Annotated in this window: 23 protein-coding genes and 1 tRNA gene; 20 read left to right on the top strand and 4 right to left on the bottom strand. The window is 43.8% G+C overall.

The genetic code is table 11. The annotated features are described in order from the left end of the window. Positions 1-26: 26 nt before the first annotated feature. The 11 genes from mnmE to HMPREF1039_RS05740 all read left to right on the top strand — a co-directional run bounded on the left by mnmE (position 27) and on the right by HMPREF1039_RS05740 (position 10167). The gene (mnmE, locus tag HMPREF1039_RS05790; RefSeq protein ID WP_007391510.1) at positions 27-1406 is read left to right on the top strand and encodes a tRNA uridine-5-carboxymethylaminomethyl(34) synthesis GTPase MnmE; all 1380 of its coding nucleotides are present in this window, start codon (positions 27-29) and stop codon (positions 1404-1406) included. Positions 1407-1422: 16 nt separating this feature from the next. Continuing rightward, positions 1423-3312, top strand: coding sequence for a tRNA uridine-5-carboxymethylaminomethyl(34) synthesis enzyme MnmG (gene mnmG, locus HMPREF1039_RS05785; RefSeq protein WP_007391492.1), 1890 nt, complete (start codon positions 1423-1425; stop codon positions 3310-3312). After that, positions 3299-4012 (top strand): 16S rRNA (guanine(527)-N(7))-methyltransferase RsmG, encoded by a 714-nt coding sequence (gene rsmG, locus HMPREF1039_RS05780; RefSeq protein ID WP_007391507.1) that lies wholly within the window; start codon positions 3299-3301, stop codon positions 4010-4012. The genes mnmG and rsmG overlap by 14 nt, the downstream gene beginning before the upstream one ends. 112 nt (positions 4013-4124) lie before the next feature. Continuing rightward, positions 4125-4781, top strand: a complete 657-nt coding sequence (locus HMPREF1039_RS05775; RefSeq protein WP_007391467.1) for a helix-turn-helix transcriptional regulator — start codon at positions 4125-4127, stop codon at positions 4779-4781. A 29-nt stretch (positions 4782-4810) separates the two neighbouring features. After that, positions 4811-6106 (top strand): L-cysteine desulfidase family protein, encoded by a 1296-nt coding sequence (locus HMPREF1039_RS05770; protein ID WP_007391479.1) that lies wholly within the window; start codon positions 4811-4813, stop codon positions 6104-6106. Between the two features lie 143 nt (positions 6107-6249). Beyond that, positions 6250-6462 (top strand): hypothetical protein, encoded by a 213-nt coding sequence (locus HMPREF1039_RS05765; RefSeq protein ID WP_235720035.1) that lies wholly within the window; start codon positions 6250-6252, stop codon positions 6460-6462. A 267-nt stretch (positions 6463-6729) separates the two neighbouring features. After that, entirely contained in the window at positions 6730-7689 is a 960-nt protein-coding gene (locus HMPREF1039_RS05760; RefSeq protein ID WP_007391476.1) for an L-lactate dehydrogenase, read from the top strand. 27 nt (positions 7690-7716) lie between these two features. Then, positions 7717-8739, top strand: a complete 1023-nt coding sequence (locus HMPREF1039_RS05755; protein WP_007391466.1) for a L,D-transpeptidase — start codon at positions 7717-7719, stop codon at positions 8737-8739. A 207-nt stretch (positions 8740-8946) separates the two neighbouring features. Next, positions 8947-9393, top strand: a complete 447-nt coding sequence (locus tag HMPREF1039_RS05750; protein ID WP_007391493.1) for a hypothetical protein — start codon at positions 8947-8949, stop codon at positions 9391-9393. 91 nt (positions 9394-9484) lie between these two features. After that, positions 9485-9820 carry a NifB/NifX family molybdenum-iron cluster-binding protein gene (locus tag HMPREF1039_RS05745; protein ID WP_007391474.1) on the top strand — a complete coding sequence of 112 codons (336 nt, stop codon included), beginning with the start codon at positions 9485-9487 and terminating at the stop codon, positions 9818-9820. Between the two features lie 62 nt (positions 9821-9882). Further along, complete coding sequence (locus tag HMPREF1039_RS05740) at positions 9883-10167, top strand: thioredoxin domain-containing protein (RefSeq protein ID WP_007391469.1); 285 nt, start codon at positions 9883-9885, stop codon at positions 10165-10167. Here the strand turns inward: HMPREF1039_RS05740 and bioA are convergent. From bioA to HMPREF1039_RS05725, 3 genes are read right to left on the bottom strand one after another with little or no spacing between them, the layout of a single operon-like run. Continuing rightward, complete coding sequence (gene bioA / locus HMPREF1039_RS05735) at positions 10164-11516, bottom strand: adenosylmethionine--8-amino-7-oxononanoate transaminase (RefSeq protein WP_007391506.1); 1353 nt, start codon at positions 11514-11516, stop codon at positions 10164-10166. The genes HMPREF1039_RS05740 and bioA overlap by 4 nt on opposite strands. A 3-nt stretch (positions 11517-11519) precedes the next feature. Continuing rightward, positions 11520-12194, bottom strand: coding sequence for a dethiobiotin synthase (gene bioD, locus HMPREF1039_RS05730; protein WP_007391501.1), 675 nt, complete (start codon positions 12192-12194; stop codon positions 11520-11522). A gap of 16 nt (positions 12195-12210) precedes the next feature. Next, complete coding sequence (locus HMPREF1039_RS05725; RefSeq protein WP_007391480.1) at positions 12211-12780, bottom strand: biotin transporter BioY; 570 nt, start codon at positions 12778-12780, stop codon at positions 12211-12213. 157 nt (positions 12781-12937) lie between these two features. Here HMPREF1039_RS05725 and HMPREF1039_RS05720 point away from each other — a divergent pair, with 157 nt between their 5' ends. Beyond that, the gene (locus HMPREF1039_RS05720; protein WP_007391475.1) at positions 12938-13384 is read left to right on the top strand and encodes a SoxR reducing system RseC family protein; all 447 of its coding nucleotides are present in this window, start codon (positions 12938-12940) and stop codon (positions 13382-13384) included. 40 nt (positions 13385-13424) lie between these two features. Here HMPREF1039_RS05720 and HMPREF1039_RS05715 read toward each other — a convergent pair. Next, positions 13425-13500 (bottom strand) — tRNA-Thr (locus HMPREF1039_RS05715). A gap of 344 nt (positions 13501-13844) precedes the next feature. Between HMPREF1039_RS05715 and rpmG the strand changes: the two genes are divergently transcribed. From rpmG to HMPREF1039_RS05675, 8 genes are all read left to right on the top strand, one after another. Further along, entirely contained in the window at positions 13845-13994 is a 150-nt protein-coding gene (gene rpmG / locus HMPREF1039_RS05710; protein ID WP_007391468.1) for a 50S ribosomal protein L33, read from the top strand. Between the two features lie 37 nt (positions 13995-14031). Continuing rightward, positions 14032-14262 carry a preprotein translocase subunit SecE gene (secE, locus tag HMPREF1039_RS05705; protein WP_007391502.1) on the top strand — a complete coding sequence of 77 codons (231 nt, stop codon included), beginning with the start codon at positions 14032-14034 and terminating at the stop codon, positions 14260-14262. A gap of 15 nt (positions 14263-14277) precedes the next feature. Beyond that, positions 14278-14817, top strand: coding sequence for a transcription termination/antitermination protein NusG (gene nusG / locus HMPREF1039_RS05700; protein ID WP_007391485.1), 540 nt, complete (start codon positions 14278-14280; stop codon positions 14815-14817). Between the two features lie 91 nt (positions 14818-14908). Next, a complete protein-coding gene (gene rplK, locus HMPREF1039_RS05695; RefSeq protein ID WP_007391508.1) occupies positions 14909-15334 on the top strand; it encodes a 50S ribosomal protein L11 in 426 nt (141 codons plus the stop codon). A 58-nt stretch (positions 15335-15392) separates the two neighbouring features. Further along, positions 15393-16109 (top strand): 50S ribosomal protein L1, encoded by a 717-nt coding sequence (rplA, locus tag HMPREF1039_RS05690; RefSeq protein ID WP_007391482.1) that lies wholly within the window; start codon positions 15393-15395, stop codon positions 16107-16109. Between the two features lie 174 nt (positions 16110-16283). Beyond that, positions 16284-16841: a 50S ribosomal protein L10 gene (rplJ, locus tag HMPREF1039_RS05685; RefSeq protein WP_007391488.1), complete on the top strand. Its 558-nt coding sequence runs from the start codon at positions 16284-16286 to the stop codon at positions 16839-16841. A gap of 47 nt (positions 16842-16888) precedes the next feature. Further along, entirely contained in the window at positions 16889-17257 is a 369-nt protein-coding gene (rplL, locus tag HMPREF1039_RS05680) for a 50S ribosomal protein L7/L12 (protein ID WP_007391477.1), read from the top strand. A 133-nt stretch (positions 17258-17390) separates the two neighbouring features. Next, positions 17391-17918, top strand: a complete 528-nt coding sequence (locus tag HMPREF1039_RS05675) for a nitroreductase (protein WP_007391483.1) — start codon at positions 17391-17393, stop codon at positions 17916-17918. Positions 17919-18098: the final 180 nt, after the last annotated feature.

Below are 18098 nucleotides of genomic sequence, written 5' to 3'. Positions count from 1 at the left end.
GGTTTTTTTGAAAGGAGAGCATTGTCATGTGCAGTACTAATGAAACTATTGCCGCTATTGTCACTCCGCCGGGAGAAAGCGGCGTCGGTATTATACGGATTAGCGGTGACCAAGCGTTTTCTGTCGGTGATGTTTTATTTCGCAGCGCATCTGCCGTACCGTTGGCACAACGACGGGATAAATCGGTACAATACGGACATATAACAGAGCGGAACGGTGCGGTAATCGATGAAGTACTGGTTTTGATTATGAAAGGACCGCACTCTTATACTGCGGAAGATGTATTGGAAATACAATGTCATGGCGGGATCAAAGTTATACAAAAAATTTTAACGCTGGTTTTAGAACAAGGTGTGCGATTAGCTCGTCCCGGTGAATTTACAGAACGCGCGTTTGTGAACGGGCGTATAGATTTAGCACAAGCGGAAGCCGTAATGGATATTATTCAGGCAAAGAGTGAAGCGGGCGTTACGAGAGCGGTGCGGCAGTTGGAAGGAAAGCTGTCGGAAGTTGTGAATGATATGTTGCAAAATCTGACTACGTTTATTACTCGTTTAGAAGTAACCGTAGATTATCCGGAAGAAGATTTGGAAGAAATAGAAGTGCCGGATATTGCAGGCTCTCTACAAGAAATGAGGGATGCCCTGGAGAATATGTTGGGGCGGGCACGGACCGGAAAAATGATTCGGGACGGTATTACAGTAGTTATTAACGGGCTTCCAAATGCCGGGAAATCCAGTTTATTAAATCGTTTGCTGGAAGAAGATAAAGCGATTGTAACGGAGGTTCCGGGAACTACGCGAGATGTGATTGAAGCTTGGATTACGTTGTCGGGCATTCCTTTTTGTTTGGTGGATACTGCGGGAATTCGTAAGACGGACGATAAAGTGGAACGGATCGGGGTGGCTAAAGCCCGTTCTTATATGGATACGGCGGATATCATTCTGTTAGTTTTGGACGGTTCCCATAGGTTACAAGAAGAGGAAAAAGCGCTTTTACAGGAAATTAAAGATAAACCGGCATGGGTTATTTTAAATAAAAGCGATGTATCTTCGCGGATGGATAAAAAAGAAATAGAAGCATACGGTTTTCCCGTACTCTCTCTTTCCGCCCGTACCGGTAAAGGGATAGAAGGGTTACAAAAGGCGCTTTTACAGTATGTATTGTCAAGCGGTTGGAATACCGGTGCGGATGTTTTATTGGCGAATGTGCGACATATAGAAGCGGCAAGACAGGCCAAAGCGGCGATGGATCGGGCGCTGCATACGTTACAAGCGGGATTGCCGATAGATTTGGCGATTATTGACATTCGTGAAGCCTGGGAAATGTTGGGGGACATTACAGGGCAACATGTGCGTGCGGATATTGTTAAAGAAATATTCAGCAGATTTTGTTTAGGAAAATAAAGGAGGCCCATAAGTCATGTTTGTAGTTGATACATATGACGTGATTGTGATCGGTGCCGGGCATGCCGGCTGTGAAGCGGCTTTGGCTGCGGCACGGTTGGGTGTACGAACCCTGATCTGTACCTTGAATTTGGATAATATTGCTTTAATGCCGTGTAATCCGGCAGTAGGAGGTCCGGGAAAAAGCCATTTAGTGCGGGAAATTGACGCGCTTGGCGGAGAGATGGCAATTAATACGGATAAGACTTGTATTCAAATGCGGATGTTGAATACCGGTAAAGGACCGGCGGTTTATTCCTTACGCGCGCAGTCCGATAAAAAAGTATATCAAATGACGATGACCAAAACGTTGGAAAATCAAAAAAATTTGGATGTAAAACAGTTGCTTATTACAGAACTTTTGTTTGAGGGTAATAAAGTAACCGGTGTAGTAACGGAATTGGGGGAAGTATATCGGGCAAAAGCGGTTATTTTGGCTACCGGAACCTATTTGAAAGGAAAAATTTTAATTGGTGACTGTTCCTATGCCGGCGGACCTATGGGACAACGATCCGCAGAAGCGTTATCCGCTTCTTTACGGCAGGCCGGTATTCGGTTAATGCGTTTTAAAACGGGAACGCCGGCGAGAGTGGATCGTCGTACGTTGCGCACAGAAGAAATGGAAAAACAAGAAGGCGATACCAAAGGCCATGCGTTTTCTTTTTTATTACCGCGGCAAAATCGCAATACGGATTGTTGCTGGTTAACGTTTACTAATGAAGAAACGCATCGTATTATTCGGGATAATTTACACCGCGCACCTACGTGTAATGGTACAGTACAAGGGATTGGACCGCGTTATTGTCCTTCTATTGAATCTAAAATTCAACGCTTTGCAGATAAAAAAAGGCATCAATTATTTATTGAACCGGAAGGAAAAATGACGGAAGAAATGTATATTCAAGGGATGAGTACCAGTTTGCCCGTAGATGTACAATATGCATTTTTAAAAACGATTCCCGGATTGGAAGATGTAAAAATTATGCGTCCCGCTTATGCCATTGAATATGATTGTTTGGATCCGCTGCAATTAGACGCCGCATTAGCGGTAAAAGAGAAAGAGGGATTGTATTCCGCCGGTCAGGCAAACGGTACCAGCGGGTATGAAGAAGCTGCGGCGCAGGGACTTATTGCCGGTATTAATGCGGCGCGGTTTGTCTTGCAACAGGACCCTTTTATATTAACCCGGGCAGAAGCGTATATCGGGGTTTTAATTGATGATTTAGTTACGAAAGGCACGCAGGAACCGTATAGAATGATGACCAGTCGTTCGGAATACCGTCTTTTATTGCGGCAGGATAATGCCGATTTGCGGCTTACACAAAAAGGGTATGATATTGGGTTGGTTACACCTGAAAGGTACGCTGTATTTCAACAGAAACAACAGGCTATTCAAGAAGCGCTGAAAGCGTTAAAAGAATGTGCTGTTACGCCCACTGCCATAACGCAGGAAAAATTACGCCGTATCGGCACCGCTCCCGTTCGTACGGGGACTACAGCCTATGATTTATTACGGCGGAATGAAGTAACGTATGATACGTTACAGCAAGTATTTTTATTGCCGTCTGTCAGTGCGGAAGTACAAGAAGAAATGGAAATTATGGTTAAATATGAAGGGTATATTGAACGGCAAGCGGAACAAGTGGAAAAAATGAATCGTTTAGAACAAAAATTATTACCACCTTCCATACAATATGATTCTTTAACGACCGTATCGGCGGAAGGAAGAGAAAAATTGGCCCGTATACGACCGCGTTCTATCGGGCAGGCCGGACGGATATCCGGCGTTTCGCCGGCAGATATTACGGCGCTATTGATTTATTTGGAGCAATATAAACGGGAAGGAAAAGACCATGTTTCAAACTGAATTATATCAGGCCTGCACGGCGTTGGGCTTATCTATACAACCGCAACAAATGGAGCAATATACAAAATTTTTTGAATATTTAGTGGAAATCAATAAGGTAATGAATCTGACAAAGTTGACGGCGCCTGATGAGGTGGCCTTGAAGCACATGGCCGACAGTTTGTCTTGCTATGATGAAGAGATTTTTAAGGTGCGGGCCACTGTGTTGGATTTAGGGACAGGTGCCGGATTTCCCGGCATTCCGTTAAAAATTTATCGTCCGGATTTACAGCTCACTTTTTTTGATTCTTTAAAAAAAAGGTTGCAGTTTATTTCTTGCGTAACGGATTTATTGCAAATCAAGCAGACTGTCTGTTTGCATGGGCGAGCGGAAGATTTGGCGCATCAAGACGTTTACCGTGAACAGTTTGATTTGGTAACGAGTCGGGCCGTAGCGCGGTTGTCCGTTTTGGCGGAATGGGCATTACCGTATGTAAAAAAAGGCGGCTATATGATTGCCTTAAAGGGAGCCCGATATGAAACGGAATTAAAAGCAGCCGAGCGCGCGGTTTCTCTATTAGGCGGCACGGTATATCGTGTACGAAAGGTTCAATTGGGAAATTTACCGGATACACGAGCGGTTATTTATATTCATAAGACTCATGATTCTCCCCGCCAATATCCGCGTAAACCGAAAGTGGCGAGTGCGCATCCGTTGTAAGAGCGGCAAGACTTTCTATAGGACATTGTGTCTATAGAAAGTCTTTTTTTCTTGACGTTTCTATTCTTATAATGATAAAATTTTTTCAGAATAATAAAAGGAGTGTCGGTCTATGAAGGAGGTTGCGGAATATATTCCGTTAGTCGCTTTTTTAGGGAAAGCATTGGGAACGCATTGTGAAGTAGTCTTACATGATGTCGGCAATCGGGAACACTCTATTATAGCTATTGCCAACGGACACGTGAGCGGCAGAAAAATAGGCGGCCCTTTAACGGATTTTACGTTAAAAGTGCTGCAAAAGGGGACGTTGCGGAAAGATTTATATTCGGTAAATTATGGAGGGCGGGGACATTCGGGAAAAACGTTTCGTTCTTCTTCTTATTTTATTCGGAATCGGGAAGGTCGTATTATCGGCATTTTATGTTTAAATTATGATGTACATACCTATTTTACAGCCAGAAAAATACTGGATCGGTTTATTTTGGGGGATTTTTCGGAAGAAGTATCGGCTCGTGAAGTTACTGTACCTATACAAGAACATTTTCATGTCGATGCGGATAGTATGATGAACAGTATGATTGCCAAGCGATTGGCGCCGTATAACGTGTCTCCTTCGAGATTATCCGTCAAGGAACGGTTGCAAATTACGGGACAATTAAAAGAAGACGGATTATTTTTGTTAAAAGGAGGGATTACCGCCTTGGCGGTACATTTATCCGTATCGATACCTACTATATACAGATACTTAAATCGTATACGACAAGAATAATATTGTAGAGATATAAATGAGGTGAGCACATGAAGGAAACTTGGGAAAAAATGATTGGTATTTTAAAAACGGATGTAGTGCCGGCAACGGGGTGCACAGAACCGGTATCCTTAGCGTTTGCGGCGGCAGTAGCGGCGCGAGAACTGGGAGAACCGGCGGAAACGATACAAGCAAGGGTTTCGGCTAATTTAATGAAAAACGGGATGGGCGTCATGGTTCCCGGAACGGGACGTCCCGGGTTATATATTGCCGCCGCTGTCGGTGCGTTGGGCGGTGATGCGAATGCGGGATTACAAGTATTGGAAGGACTTACGCCGGAAGTGGTGGCGGCCGGTGCCGCTATGGCGGATGCCGGTCGCGTAACCGTCGAGATTGCTCGGGAAGTGCCGTATGTATTGTATGCGGAAGCATTGTTAATCGGTAAATGTCATCGAGTGAAAGTATGTATTGCCGATAATCATACGCAGGTGATTCGTATAGAAAAAGACGGTACAGTTGTGTTTCAAAAAAAACGGGACGACGGGAGCGGTAAAGAGGATAAAGTTAAGTTTTTACAATCCTTGTCGATACAGGAGATTATTGATTTTGCAGAACAAGTTCCTGTACAAGCGATTGCGTTTATGAAAACGGCGGCGACGATGAATGAAACTTTATCCCGTGAAGGTTTACATGGCGAATATGGCTTACGTATCGGCGCCACCTTGACAAAACATCAGGAAAAAGGATTAATGGGAAAAGATTTACAATCGATGGTAGTTATCCGTACTGTAGGGGCATCGGATGCGCGAATGGGCGGAGCAAAATTACCGGCCATGACGAATTCCGGCTCCGGTAATCAGGGGATTTCCGCCACCATGCCGGTAGTTGCCGTGGCGGATTATGTGCATGCGGAACCGGAAGAACGCTTGCGTGCCGTCACCTTATCACATATGACGGCAATATATGCCCATGCGTTTTTACCCAAATTATCCGCACTTTGTGCGGCACTTACGGCTTGTGTCGGAGCGGCGGCGGGGATGGCGTGGCTGTTAGCCGCACAGCATGATCGACAAGTGGTTATAGATGCGATTTGCAGCATGACCGGCGATTTACCGGGGATGATTTGCGACGGCGCAGCCAACAGTTGTTCGATGAAAGTGGCATCGGCGAGCGCCGCTGCGTACAAAGCTGTTTTATTGGCGTTGGAAGGAATTAGAGTAGGCGGAAATGACGGTTTGGTTGCGTTTGATGTGGATGAATGTATTCGGAATATAGGCATGTTGGCGTGTCAGGGAATGAAAGAAACGGATCCGGAAATTTTGCGGATTATGTTACATAAAAATTAATATGGATACTATAGGTGAACGGGGTTTTGGAGATAAATCGCCGGGGTTATCTTCGGTTTTATTTTTAGGTATACCATAGGATATAGTAACGATAAAAACCGGAATAGGTGAAAAAATTTCCATCTAATAGTTAGGACGTCTTGTTGAAAATAGTAAAGGACGTGAAATACATGGCGGAAATTGATAAAGCGATAGAGCTATATGAAAAGACATTCCATGATTCTTTTCCGACTATTCCCGTATTGAGGGATAAATCTAAGATTGAGGTGATGGAAATTATAAATAAATGTATTTCTGAAGGTAAGGATGTATATGATATGGGGTATTTATCGTTAGATAACGACAGTATTTATTAAAAGAAAAGGCAATAAAAAAGCACGCATTAAGAGCGCTTTTTTATTGCCTTTTTCATACGGCCGGCGTAACAGAACGGGAAATTCCGGGGTAAGGATACATTGTGATAAAAAAAGTCTAAATTTTTATGTCCTGTAGGTTGCAATATACCTTTTTAAAGCGGTGAATTATTTATAAAACGGCATAAATACGTGTTTTTCTTATTCTTTCTAAGTAGTAAATATATGGTATAATAAAAAACAAGAAGCGGAAAAAGGGAGGGAATATCCGTGGAACGAAGAAAAGTAGTAATTATCGGTGCCGGCCATGTAGGCTCTCATGTGGCGTTGAGTTTAACACAATCGGGGATAGCGGATGAAATTGTGCTATTGGATATAGAAAAAGAAAAAGCGGCCGCACAGGCGATGGATATAGATGACAGTTTGCGCGGCAGTATATGCGGCCATAGTACGGTGATCCGTTCCGGTACATATACCGATGTAGAAGATGCGCAAATTTTAGTGACGGCATTCGGGCGCAGTCGTCGTCCCGGAGAAAATAGATTGGATTTATTTGATGATTCCATTCGTATGGCGAATGAAATTATCGGCCGGTTAAAACAACATTCTTTTCAGGGCATTATGATCAGTGTTTCCAATCCTGCCGATATTGTATGTGAGTATATACGACGTGCGATGGGATGGGAGCGACAACGTTGTTTCGGTACCGGAACGAGTTTGGAAACATATCGTTTGCTGCGGGTGTTATCGCGTCATTTATCGGTCAGTCGTACGTCTATACAGGCTTTTTGTATGGGTGAACATGGCAATTCGGGCTTTATTGTATGGTCGCATATTTTTGTAAACGGCAAAGCGTTTGCCCACATTTTGCAGGAAGATAAAAAATATAAAGAGTTGGACTTGGCAGCGTTACAAGAAGAAGTAAAGATGGCCGGTGACGTGGAAATTGACGGGAAAGGATGCACGGAATTCGGCATTGCCAATGTAGTAAATATGATAATTACCGCTGTTTTTCATGATCAGAAACTCCTTTGGCCCTGCTCGGTCGCATTAAACGGCGAATACGGAGAAAAGGATGTGGCAGCCGGCGTGCCGTGTATTATCGGCAGGCGGGGGATCGAACGAGTGGTGGAAATGACCTTACATGAAGAAGAAAAAGATAAATTTAAACATTCTTGTGAAGTCATTCGCGGTTTTTTAGTGCGTGCACGGTCTCTTCGGAAATCATAAAAAATTGGTGTAAGAAAGGATAAAGATATGTCGGCAGCAACATACATAAAACGACTTGTCGGGCTGTTGGGAGTATTCGCAGGTTTTACTTTCAGTATGGCAGGAATGCCTTGCGCTGCTGAACATATTCCTGCAGTACAGGAACAGCCGGGAACTCGTATTGCTATTAATTTAGCGAGTCGTATATTGACGTTATATGAAAACGGTCAAAAAGCGGCGATATATCCGGTCGGCGTGGGAACACGCAGAACGCCCACGCCGACCGGTCGTTTTGTTATTCAGAACAAGGCGGTCAATCCGACGTGGGTAAATCCGCAAAATACGCAAATGCGTATCGGCCCCGGCCCGAATAATCCGGTAGGTAAGCGGTGGATGGGATTTTATGGGAGTTACGGTATTCACGGTACGAACCATCCCGAATCGGTAGGAAAATATGTATCGCACGGTTGTGTGCGTATGAAGGGAAACGATATAGAAGGATTGTTTTCCCGGGTTACTGTAGGGACGCCGGTCATGATTTATTATGACCGTATTGTCATCGATCGGGCTTCGGATCATACGATTTCGTATTACATTTATCCGGACGGATATGAGCGGCAACCGTTAACGGCGGCACAAGTGCAAAAGGCTCTTCGCGGCTACGGGGTGGAAGATTTTGAAACGCCGGCGGCTATTGCGGCTAAAATAAAGCGGGCGGACGGAAAACCTACGTATGTGGCGAAAGCATATTCTCTGTATATAGGTTCGCAAAAATTGACAAAACGTGCCTTGGGAAAACAAGGACATATATATATTCCTGTTTTTTCGGTGGCGCAACAATTACGGGTAGCGGCCCAATGGAATGATAAACAACGGCAAATAGAAACTTCTTACGGAATGGCGCCGGGAATTATTAAAAATGATAGTGTATATGCGGATAGCCGATATATGAAAATTCTTTTTCATATGCAGGGGAATTTAACATCTCGTAAACAATATGTCCTGCAGGCGATAAAGACGCCCTCGGATACGCATTCTATGCCGGCGACAACGCCGGCATCCCGGGAATAGGATAAGGAAACCGAACAACGCGGCAGCGACGAAGGCGTATTTTTTTACGGTATAAACCGATGACGAACGTACCTCGTAGTTGCAGGCGTTGTTTTTTTTGATCTTAGAAGATTGAGAAATGCGAAAAAGAAGTATATACTTTATAAAATATGAAGTATAAGGTGTTGATAGCATGAAATTTATTATAAAAATAAGTATGCTTTTAGGATGTTTATTTTTTTATTAGGAAATGGCGATGCGGTGCAGGCGCATATCAACAATCGGCAGATCGCGATTGGCGGGATGACGCCGGGATGTAATGCGGCGTATACAGAAAAGATATATGGCAAACCGTTGCAGGAAACTGTTGTACAGGCAGATACGGGAGAAACGTTTATCGAATATAACTATGGCGGAAAGTTGGTTGTCGGGTTTACAGCAAAAAACGGACAAGCTTGTTATATTTCTTGTACGGCGAATAATTTAAAAACTCCGGCAGGAATTGCCGCCGGTATGCGGGCGGATTGTTTAACACGAGCATACGGAAAGGCGGATCGGTATTATACCTATAAAAATAAAACGTTGTATATATATAACGATAGAGGCGGGCATACATTGTCGTTTGATGTGAAAAATTTTTATATTATACGGGTTAATATTCGAACCTTGCGCTAGGGCTCTTTTGTTGACAAGATTGGTATACTATTCTATAATTTAGTCATCTTATATTGGCGGGAAGTTTATGTAAAAAGAGAGGTAATGATTTATGATAGTGGCAGTTCCTTATGACGCCGGTCATATTTTTCAACATTTCGGTAAAGCGAAAGAATTTAAATTTTATACGATACAGGGATCTCATATTATTTCTTCTCAAATTTCGGCAACGGCAGGTGCCGGTCACGGTGCGGTTATTGCGTTTTTACAAGCGCACGGTACTACGGAAGTTATTTGCGGCGGTATCGGCGCCGGTGCGCAACAAGGGTTGCAAGCGGCTCATATTGTTTTGCATGCGGGCATAACTATGGCGGCGGATGAAGCGGTGACGGCTTTGCTGCAAGGAACGTTGACGGACGGGATTGCCTCGTGTTGCGATAAGCATTAAAAAACGGTCATGTCGATGTGCATGACCGTCTATGTTCGTATTAACGGAAAGAAGAGGATTTTATGAAAAAAATTACAGGATTTTATTTAGCCTCCTGTCCTTATTGTCGGAATGCTTGGGAGGCGTGGAAAGAGTTGGTCAAGGAAGATCCGGCATATGCGGCGATTACCGTACAGTGGCATGAAGAAACGCAGGAACCGGAAGCGGTTGCCGGTCATTCTTATTATTATGTACCGTCGTTGTTTTTAGGGACAAAAAAACTATATGAAGCGCAGCCGGGACAGACTTATGAAGAGATTAAACAGCATGTAAAATCGGCGGCGGACTATGTGTTGCAACACGATTAGGAACCTAATACCGTTTCTATCGTTGCGGCACAAATATCTACCGCCGCGGCGAGGGTTTCTTCTTTCATAATCAGTGGCGGATTGAAGTATAAAATATCGCCGATCGGACGGAGTACCAAGCCGTGCTGCATGGCTTGACGAAAAATATGCCAGCCGATGCGTTGTGAAGGCGAAAACGCTTCTTTGGTTTTTCGATCTTTGACAATTTCTATGGCATTTATCATTCCTAAATGACGAATTTCGCCTACGTTTTTATGATTTCCCAGGCGTTCTTTTAAACAGGTGTGTAAATAGGCGCCTTTGGTTGCGGCATGAGATAAGATATGATCCCGTTTTATAATGGTTAAGACCGTTGCCGCGGCGGTACAGGCCAGAGGATTGCCGGCGTAAGTGTGGCTGTGCATAAAAGCTTTGTGCTCGCCGTAATCCGCATAAAAGGCTTGATAAATTTTTTCGGTAGTAATGGTCAATGCCATAGGTAAATAGCCGCCGGTCAGTCCTTTGGAGGTACACAAAATATCCGGAGTGACGCCGGCTTGTTCAATGGCGAACATGGTACCCGTCCGTCCGAAGCCGGCGGCTATTTCATCGTCAATGAGCAGTACGTCATAGGCATTACAAAGACGGCGCAATTTTTTTAAGTAAGCCGGGGGATACATACGCATACCGGCGGCTCCCTGCAGTAAGGGCTCCACAATGACAGCTACCGTTTCTTTGCCGTAGCGGGAAAAGGCTTTTTCGGCCGATTCAAAACATTCACAGTTGCAAGCGGTACGCGTTTTTCCATAGGGGCAGCGATAACAGTCAAGACCGTCAAAATGGATGTTATTCATCATTAAAGGTTTATATAATGAAGTATATAGATCCATAGAACCTACAGAAAGGGCGCCGATTGTTTCTCCGTGATAGGCGCTGTCCAGGCACATATATTTTTTACGTTGCCCCCGTCCTGTTTGCAGTTGATATTGAAAGGCTAATTTTAACGCGCATTCTACGGCCGAAGAGCCGTTATCACAAAATTGAAAGCGTGTAAGTCCTTGCGGTAAATAGGGCAATAATTTTTGACATACGTTTAATGCGGGACGATGGGAAAAATTAGCAAAAATCACATGTTCCACTTTGTCCAGTTGCGCTTTTAAAGCGGCATTTATTTCCGGATGGCAATGCCCCAACAGATTGCACCACCACGAGCTGATAATATCAATATATTCTTTATTATTCACATCATATAAATAGCAATCTTGCGCATGATCAATAATAATAGGAGGAAAAACTTCCCCGTCTTTCATTTGTTGCGCCGGATGCCAAATATGTTTTTGATCAAAGGCTAATAAATCTGACGGTGACATAGGCTATACTCCTTCGTATAAGGCGGCTAATTTATGCGGATCCGCAGAGAGGGAGGTGTCGCCCTCTTTAACGACGGCCAATACGGGTAAGCCTGTGCGTTCCGTAATCATGGCTATATTATCGTCTTCCATTATTCCGCCGTGATAACGATTGATTATGAGTCCTTTTACCGGTAAATGTTTACTTTGCATATAATGAGCCGTAAGCACAAAGCTGTTAATGGAGCCGAGTCCGATTGTCCCTACAATAATACAGGGAAGATGAAACCACTGAATAATGTCTTCTAAATTATAACAAGCCGTTGTATCGTGGCGAATGGGGCAAATAATGCCGCCGCTACCTTCCACGGTTACGTACGGATAGCGTGCGGTTACTTGTTTCCACCCGTTGAGTATCGTTTCTTTTTCAATGGTTATGCCTTCCAGCTTGCTGGCTAAATGGGGGGAAACGGCATGGGTAAAGGTATAGGGAACCAACAGATTTTCCGGTTCGTTGATTTGTGCCGTCCGATTCACGTAGCCGGCATCTCCGGCGGCGACGGAAGGGGCGCCGCTAATGGCCGCTTTATAATAGGCCGCATTGTAGTGCGCTTGACGTAATGTTTTTATTAATAAGGCGGTTACATATGTTTTTCCGACATCCGTGCCGGTTCCTGTAATAAATAATCCTTTGGACATGGGAGTAACTCCTTTCTTATATTGAAAATCCATGATGTTTTAATTTTTTTGCCAATATAGCGGCAATGATGCAAAGACAAATGTCGCCGGGAACTGCTAAAAAAAAGCAATATAAAAATAAAGACCGAAGTGTCATGGGCTGTCCCATATATACGGTAGTGATCAGATATAAATATACCATACCGCAAAGATAGACGAAGAACAGTCCGGATATATCGGCTAAAATGAGTTGTTTTATAGTGGGTGCGTGCAAATGTTCCGCAATATATCCGGTTACCATAGTGCCCAAAATAAATCCCGGCAAGTATCCGAAGGTCGGCTGAAAGATATAGGCGGGACCGCCGCCTTCCGTAAATACGGGCAAGCCGGCAAGTCCCAATAAGACATAAAGTCCCACGGCACAGCCGCCTCGGAAGCGCCCCAACAGCAGTCCCGCCAAGGTGGTAAACAATAATTGCAGGGTAAAGGGGCAGACGGGTACAGGAATGCGAATAAATGCACCGACGGCCGTAAGGGCGGCAAATACAGCAATAAAAACTAAAGAACGGGTACGAGAGTGAAACGATAAGACAGGCGCGGGATTCATGGGTAAATCTCCTTTCTAAAACAAAAATTAAAGTAAACGACTATGGTCTTTAGTATAAATTTCTCAAAACAAAATGTCAACTTTAATAAGTTGACATAGGTTTACATATGAACGGTTTTATTTCAGCGAAGAAGAAATTATTTTCAGGAGGGCGGATATGCGTATAGGAGAAGGAGTAGTAGAAGAAATATTGGCGGACGGATTAGCTCGCGTGCGGGTAGACAAAGACAGCCTGTATGTAGCTTGCGGAGCTTGCTTCGGCGCGGAACATGTCATTATTACGGCGCATAACTCGATAGGTGCCAAGCAGGGAGAAAACGTACGGTATGAAGTGACAGAAGCACACTTGATTTTCGGTTCTTTTTTATGCTTTATTTTACCGCTTATATTTATCGGCATAGGGGCGGTTATTGCGTATTTTTTAGGCATAACCTACGGCGGAAGTATGGTACATTGGATTATGGCGGGGTCTTTGGCGGGATTAATCATTACGTTTCTTTTTTGGAAGATTGCCGATCGAAGTATTTCCGGGATGGTGGATGCCCGTCCGACGATTTCTGAAATTATTCAAAAAATGGATGCGGAAGAGGCGTGTTGCAATTAAGTAAAAAAAAAGGCTTTCCTGAAAAGGAAAGCCTTTTGTATGGAGCCACTTATCGGATTTGAACCAACGACCCTCTCATTACGAATGAGATGCTCTACCAGCTGAGCTAAAGTGGCAAGTACTCTTATAGTATAAAGATGAGAACGGTATTTGTCAAGTCGCAATAAAAAAGTTTTTAAAATTTCTATTTTTATAGTCCGTACCGAGCTCGACGGTGTCGCCCCCGTGAAATAAGCGAAGATAGGGGCGGCGGCGCTATACAGTACGGAAATTTCAAATCGCCGGTTGACAAAATTATGGCATTATGATATCCTTTAAATAAGTTAGGCACGGAAATTGGCCTAGCTTTTTTTAAGTTGCCGGTAATTTTCCTTGACTTTGCCTATACGTTATGATAAATTATAAAGGCAGTCTTATGCAGGCAACAGGCTTGCGAGTATTTTTAAGTGAGGTGTAGGGAATGCGTACAGCGGTTACTTTGGCATGCACGGAATGCAAACAGCGTAATTACCAGACGAATAAAAACAAGAAAAATAATCCTGATCGTTTGGAATTGAAGAAATACTGCCCGTTCTGCAAGAAAGAAACATTACATAAAGAAACGAAATAAGATGTGCGTTAATCTTATTTGGATGTGAGAGGGTTATATGGCAATTTCAGCTAAAAAAACAGCACAAAAGAATAAGAAAAAGCCGGGCAAATCCTTTTTTCAAGGCGTAAAAGCGGAAATGAAAAGGGTCATCTGGCCGACAAAGAGAGAACTTATCAGCTATATTATTATGGTTATTGTGACTACGATTATTGTAATGGCGGTGATGGGAATCTCTGACGGAGTATTTTCACGTATTTTTAATTTACTCCGCATAATTGTCGGATAGGAGGACTGCGCATCAATGGAAAACGGTATGAAATGGTATGTTATTCACACATATTCGGGGTATGAAAATAAAGTCATGGCCACGTTGGAACGCAAGGTTAAATCGATGGGGTTGGAAAACGTCATTAATCGGATCTTAGTGCCCATGGAAGATGAAGTGGATATGAAAGACGGAAAAAAGCGTACAGTTAAGCGCAAAATATTTCCCGGGTATGTTTTGGTGGAAATGGAAGTAAATGATCGCTCCTGGTATGTTGTCCGCAATACTCCCGGCGTAACCGGATTTGTCGGCTCCGCAACAAAGCCGACTCCGTTGACGGAGGAAGAAGTCAAAAGTATACTTAAGTCGCAGGGCGTTGACGCAGAACCGAAGATACAGATTGCTGTGGACATTGGAGAACAAGTACGCATCACATCCGGCCCATTTGAAAACTTTATTGCGACCATTACGGAAATCAATAAGGAAAAAGGTACTTTAAAAGGTCTTATTGATATGTTCGGTCGGGAAACATCGGTAGAAGTCGACTATTCTCAAATTGAGAAAAGTCTGGAATAAATACTTCTTAATCAGCGAAAATTTTCGCGAGTGGGAGAATTGAAACATATTCGTTTACCACATCTTGTAATGTAAGGAGGTGTAAAACACCATGGCAAAAAAAGTAGCAAAAATGGTAAAACTTCAGTGTGAAGCTGGTAAGGCAACTCCGGCGCCTCCGATTGGTCCTGCATTAGGCCAGGCCGGTGTCAATATTATGGCTTTTGTAAAGGAATTTAATGAACGCACGGCAAAACAAGCCGGCTTTATTATTCCTGTCGAAATTACTGTATATGATGACAGATCCTTTACCTTTATTACGAAAACTCCGCCTGCCGCTGTTCTTTTGAAAAAAGCGGCCGGTATTGAAAAAGCTTCGGGGGAACCGAACAAAAAGAAAGTGGCTAAAGTAGGTCGCGATAAAGTTCGTGAAATTGCTACCACTAAAATGCCCGATCTTAACGCTAATGACGTGGAACAGGCAATGAAGATGATTGAAGGCACTGCCCGCAGCATGGGCATCGAAATTGTCGATTAATTTTGACGCAGGCATGTGGAAGGAGACATCTCCGTTAAACCACAAAGGAGGAAAGTAGATGGCGAAGGTAGGTAAAAAATATGCGGAAGCCGTTAAGTTGTTTGAAACCGATAAGCAATACGATCCGGCGGATGCTATAGACATCTTAAAAAAGATGGATACTGCCAAATTTGACGAAACCGTTGAATTGGCGGTGAACTTGAATGTCGATCCCAAATATGCGGATCAGCAAGTTCGCGGGGCCTTGGTTCTTCCCCATGGCGTGGGCAAGACGAAGACCGTCCTTGTATTTGCACAAGGAGACAAAGAAAAAGAAGCGCAAGAAGCGGGGGCCGATTTTGTCGGCGGCGACGACCTGATTGAAAAAATTAAGGGCGGCTGGCTGGCATTCGATGTAGCGGTGGCCACTCCGAACATGATGGGCAAAGTAGGTCGTTTAGGTAAAATCCTCGGTCCGAAAGGGTTAATGCCGAATCCGAAGATCGGCACGGTTACGATGGATGTTGCCAAAGCGGTTTCGGAAAGCAAAGCCGGTAAAGTGGAATATCGCACGGATAAGGCGGGCAATATTCATTCGCCGATCGGCAAAAAGTCTTTTGAAGCAAATAAATTAGTGGAAAATTTGACGACCTTGGTGGATACTTTAATTAAAGTAAAGCCGGCAGGGGCTAAAGGTCAATATATCAAGTCGATTACGGTAAGCTCTACGATGAGTCCCGGCATTCGAATCAATCCGTTCAGCGTTAAAGGCGTTGTAAAAGCGGAAGAAAATTAATATCTCTCTTAGCTGTAGACTGAAGGTATGTATAATGGACGCAAGTCCGCCATCTGAGGCTATGAAACGGTCGGTTGAATTTATTTTGCCGTCCCGGTTCGGCCTCCGTACGGGAGGCCGTTTTTTATGCTAAGACGATATATATCCTAAATGTTAAGGAGGTGTATCGAAAACATGTCGACATATGCAAAACATGAAGTGGCTCCGGAAAAAGCTGCGGTCGTGGCCGATATGAAGGAAAAGTTGCAATCTGCAAAAGGGGCCGTTTTAGTAGGCTTTACAGGTCTTACGGTAGCGGAAGTAACGAAACTTCGTCGAAAATTTTTGGCAGGAAATGTGGAATACAAGGTTATTAAAAATACATTGACTCGTATTGCCGCTACGGAAGTCGGCTATGAAGGGTTGAGTGAATTTTTGGAAGGGCCGACAGCGATTGCTTATTCTACGGAAGATGCAGTAGCGCCTGCAAAAATTTTAAAAGAATTTATCAAAGAAACAAAGACGGAAGCTATTACGGTAAAAGTCGGGATTGCAGACGGTCAGGTTATTGATGCCGAAGCCGTGAATGCGTTGGCCAATTTGCCGAGCCGCGAAGAACTTTTGGCGAAAATTGTGGGCAGTATGCAAGCGCCTATTTCCGGTATGGTCAATGTATTACAGGGAAATATTCGCAATGCCGTATATGTGCTTGAAGCGGTACGCGCTAAAAAAGCGGAACAAGAAAGCGCATAATTGTGTAATGTATTATAAAGCTAATCAACTTATGGAGGTATTTTAAAATGACTAAAGAAGAAATTATGCAAGCCATTGAAAATATGACTGTTTTGGAACTTTCCGAATTGGTAAAAGACATGGAAGAAAAATTCGGCGTATCTGCAGCCGCTCCGGTTGCCGTTGCCGCTGCTCCCGCCGGTGCTGCTGCAGCAGGTGAAGAAAAAACGGAATTTGATGTTGTTCTTACCGCTGCCGGAGATAAGAAGATCAATGTTATCAAAGTAGTACGGGAAGCAACCGGACTCGGCTTGAAAGAAGCTAAAGCGTTGGTTGACGGCGCTCCCAAAGCTGTTAAAGAAGGTGCCGCTAAAGCTGATGCGGAAGCTCTCAAAGCTAAATTGGAAGAAGCCGGCGCTACGGTTGAACTGAAATAATTGTCATATCGTACGTTATGCGGTGCAAATACTATGTATTTGCACCGCATTTTTATATATCGGTTATCCGATAAAAGATGAAAATCATATAAGAGCATGGTACAATAAGAAAAAAGAAGAGGAGTGACGAAGTATGAATGAAGTGTTGCAAGCCATGAAAGAGCGACGGAGTATTCGTCGTTTTAAACCGGATCCGGTAGATCCCGCGTTAATTGAGCAAGTAATAGAAGCCGGTTTATATGCGGCCAGCAGCCGAAATCGTCAAGCTACGAAGATTATTGCCGTAACATCTCCGCAAGTATGCCGATATTTTCGGGAAGAAAATCGTCGAATTTGGGGCGGCGACAAGGAGGGAGATCCGTTTTACGGGGCTCCTGTTATTCTTATTGTTATAGCGGATAAAAAGTTTCCCAACGGTGTATATGACGGCAGTTTAGTTATGGGAAATTTAATGTTGGCGGCCCATTCATTGGGATTGGGAAGTTGCTGGATCCATCGTGCTAAAGAAGAATTTGAATTACCGGCGGGACGAAAATTTTTACAAGATCTTCATATTGAAGGAGACTATGAAGGGATCGGTCATTGTGCGTTAGGCTATATGGACGGGGAATTGCCGCCGCCCTTAAAACGCAAAGAGAATCGTGTGTATTATGTCAAATAACCCCTATGTTTTATAAAAAGGTTTCTTATCGCTCCGATAGGAAACCTTTTTTTCGGCCGGAAAGCATAGGTATAGCGGGATAACCCCGTATCCGTAAGGATGATTTTCTGCAAGAAAAGGAGAGACGGCTAAACGTATGCGGCAGTAAAATAAATTCAGTCTTGACAGGGAAGAAGATAT

This window comes from Megasphaera lornae, assembly GCF_000214495.1.
GTDB classification, from domain to species: Bacteria; Bacillota; Negativicutes; order Veillonellales; family Megasphaeraceae; genus Megasphaera; species Megasphaera lornae.
The sequence above is the reverse complement of the archived record's forward strand: the minus strand, read 5'-3'. Positions and strand labels throughout refer to the sequence as shown.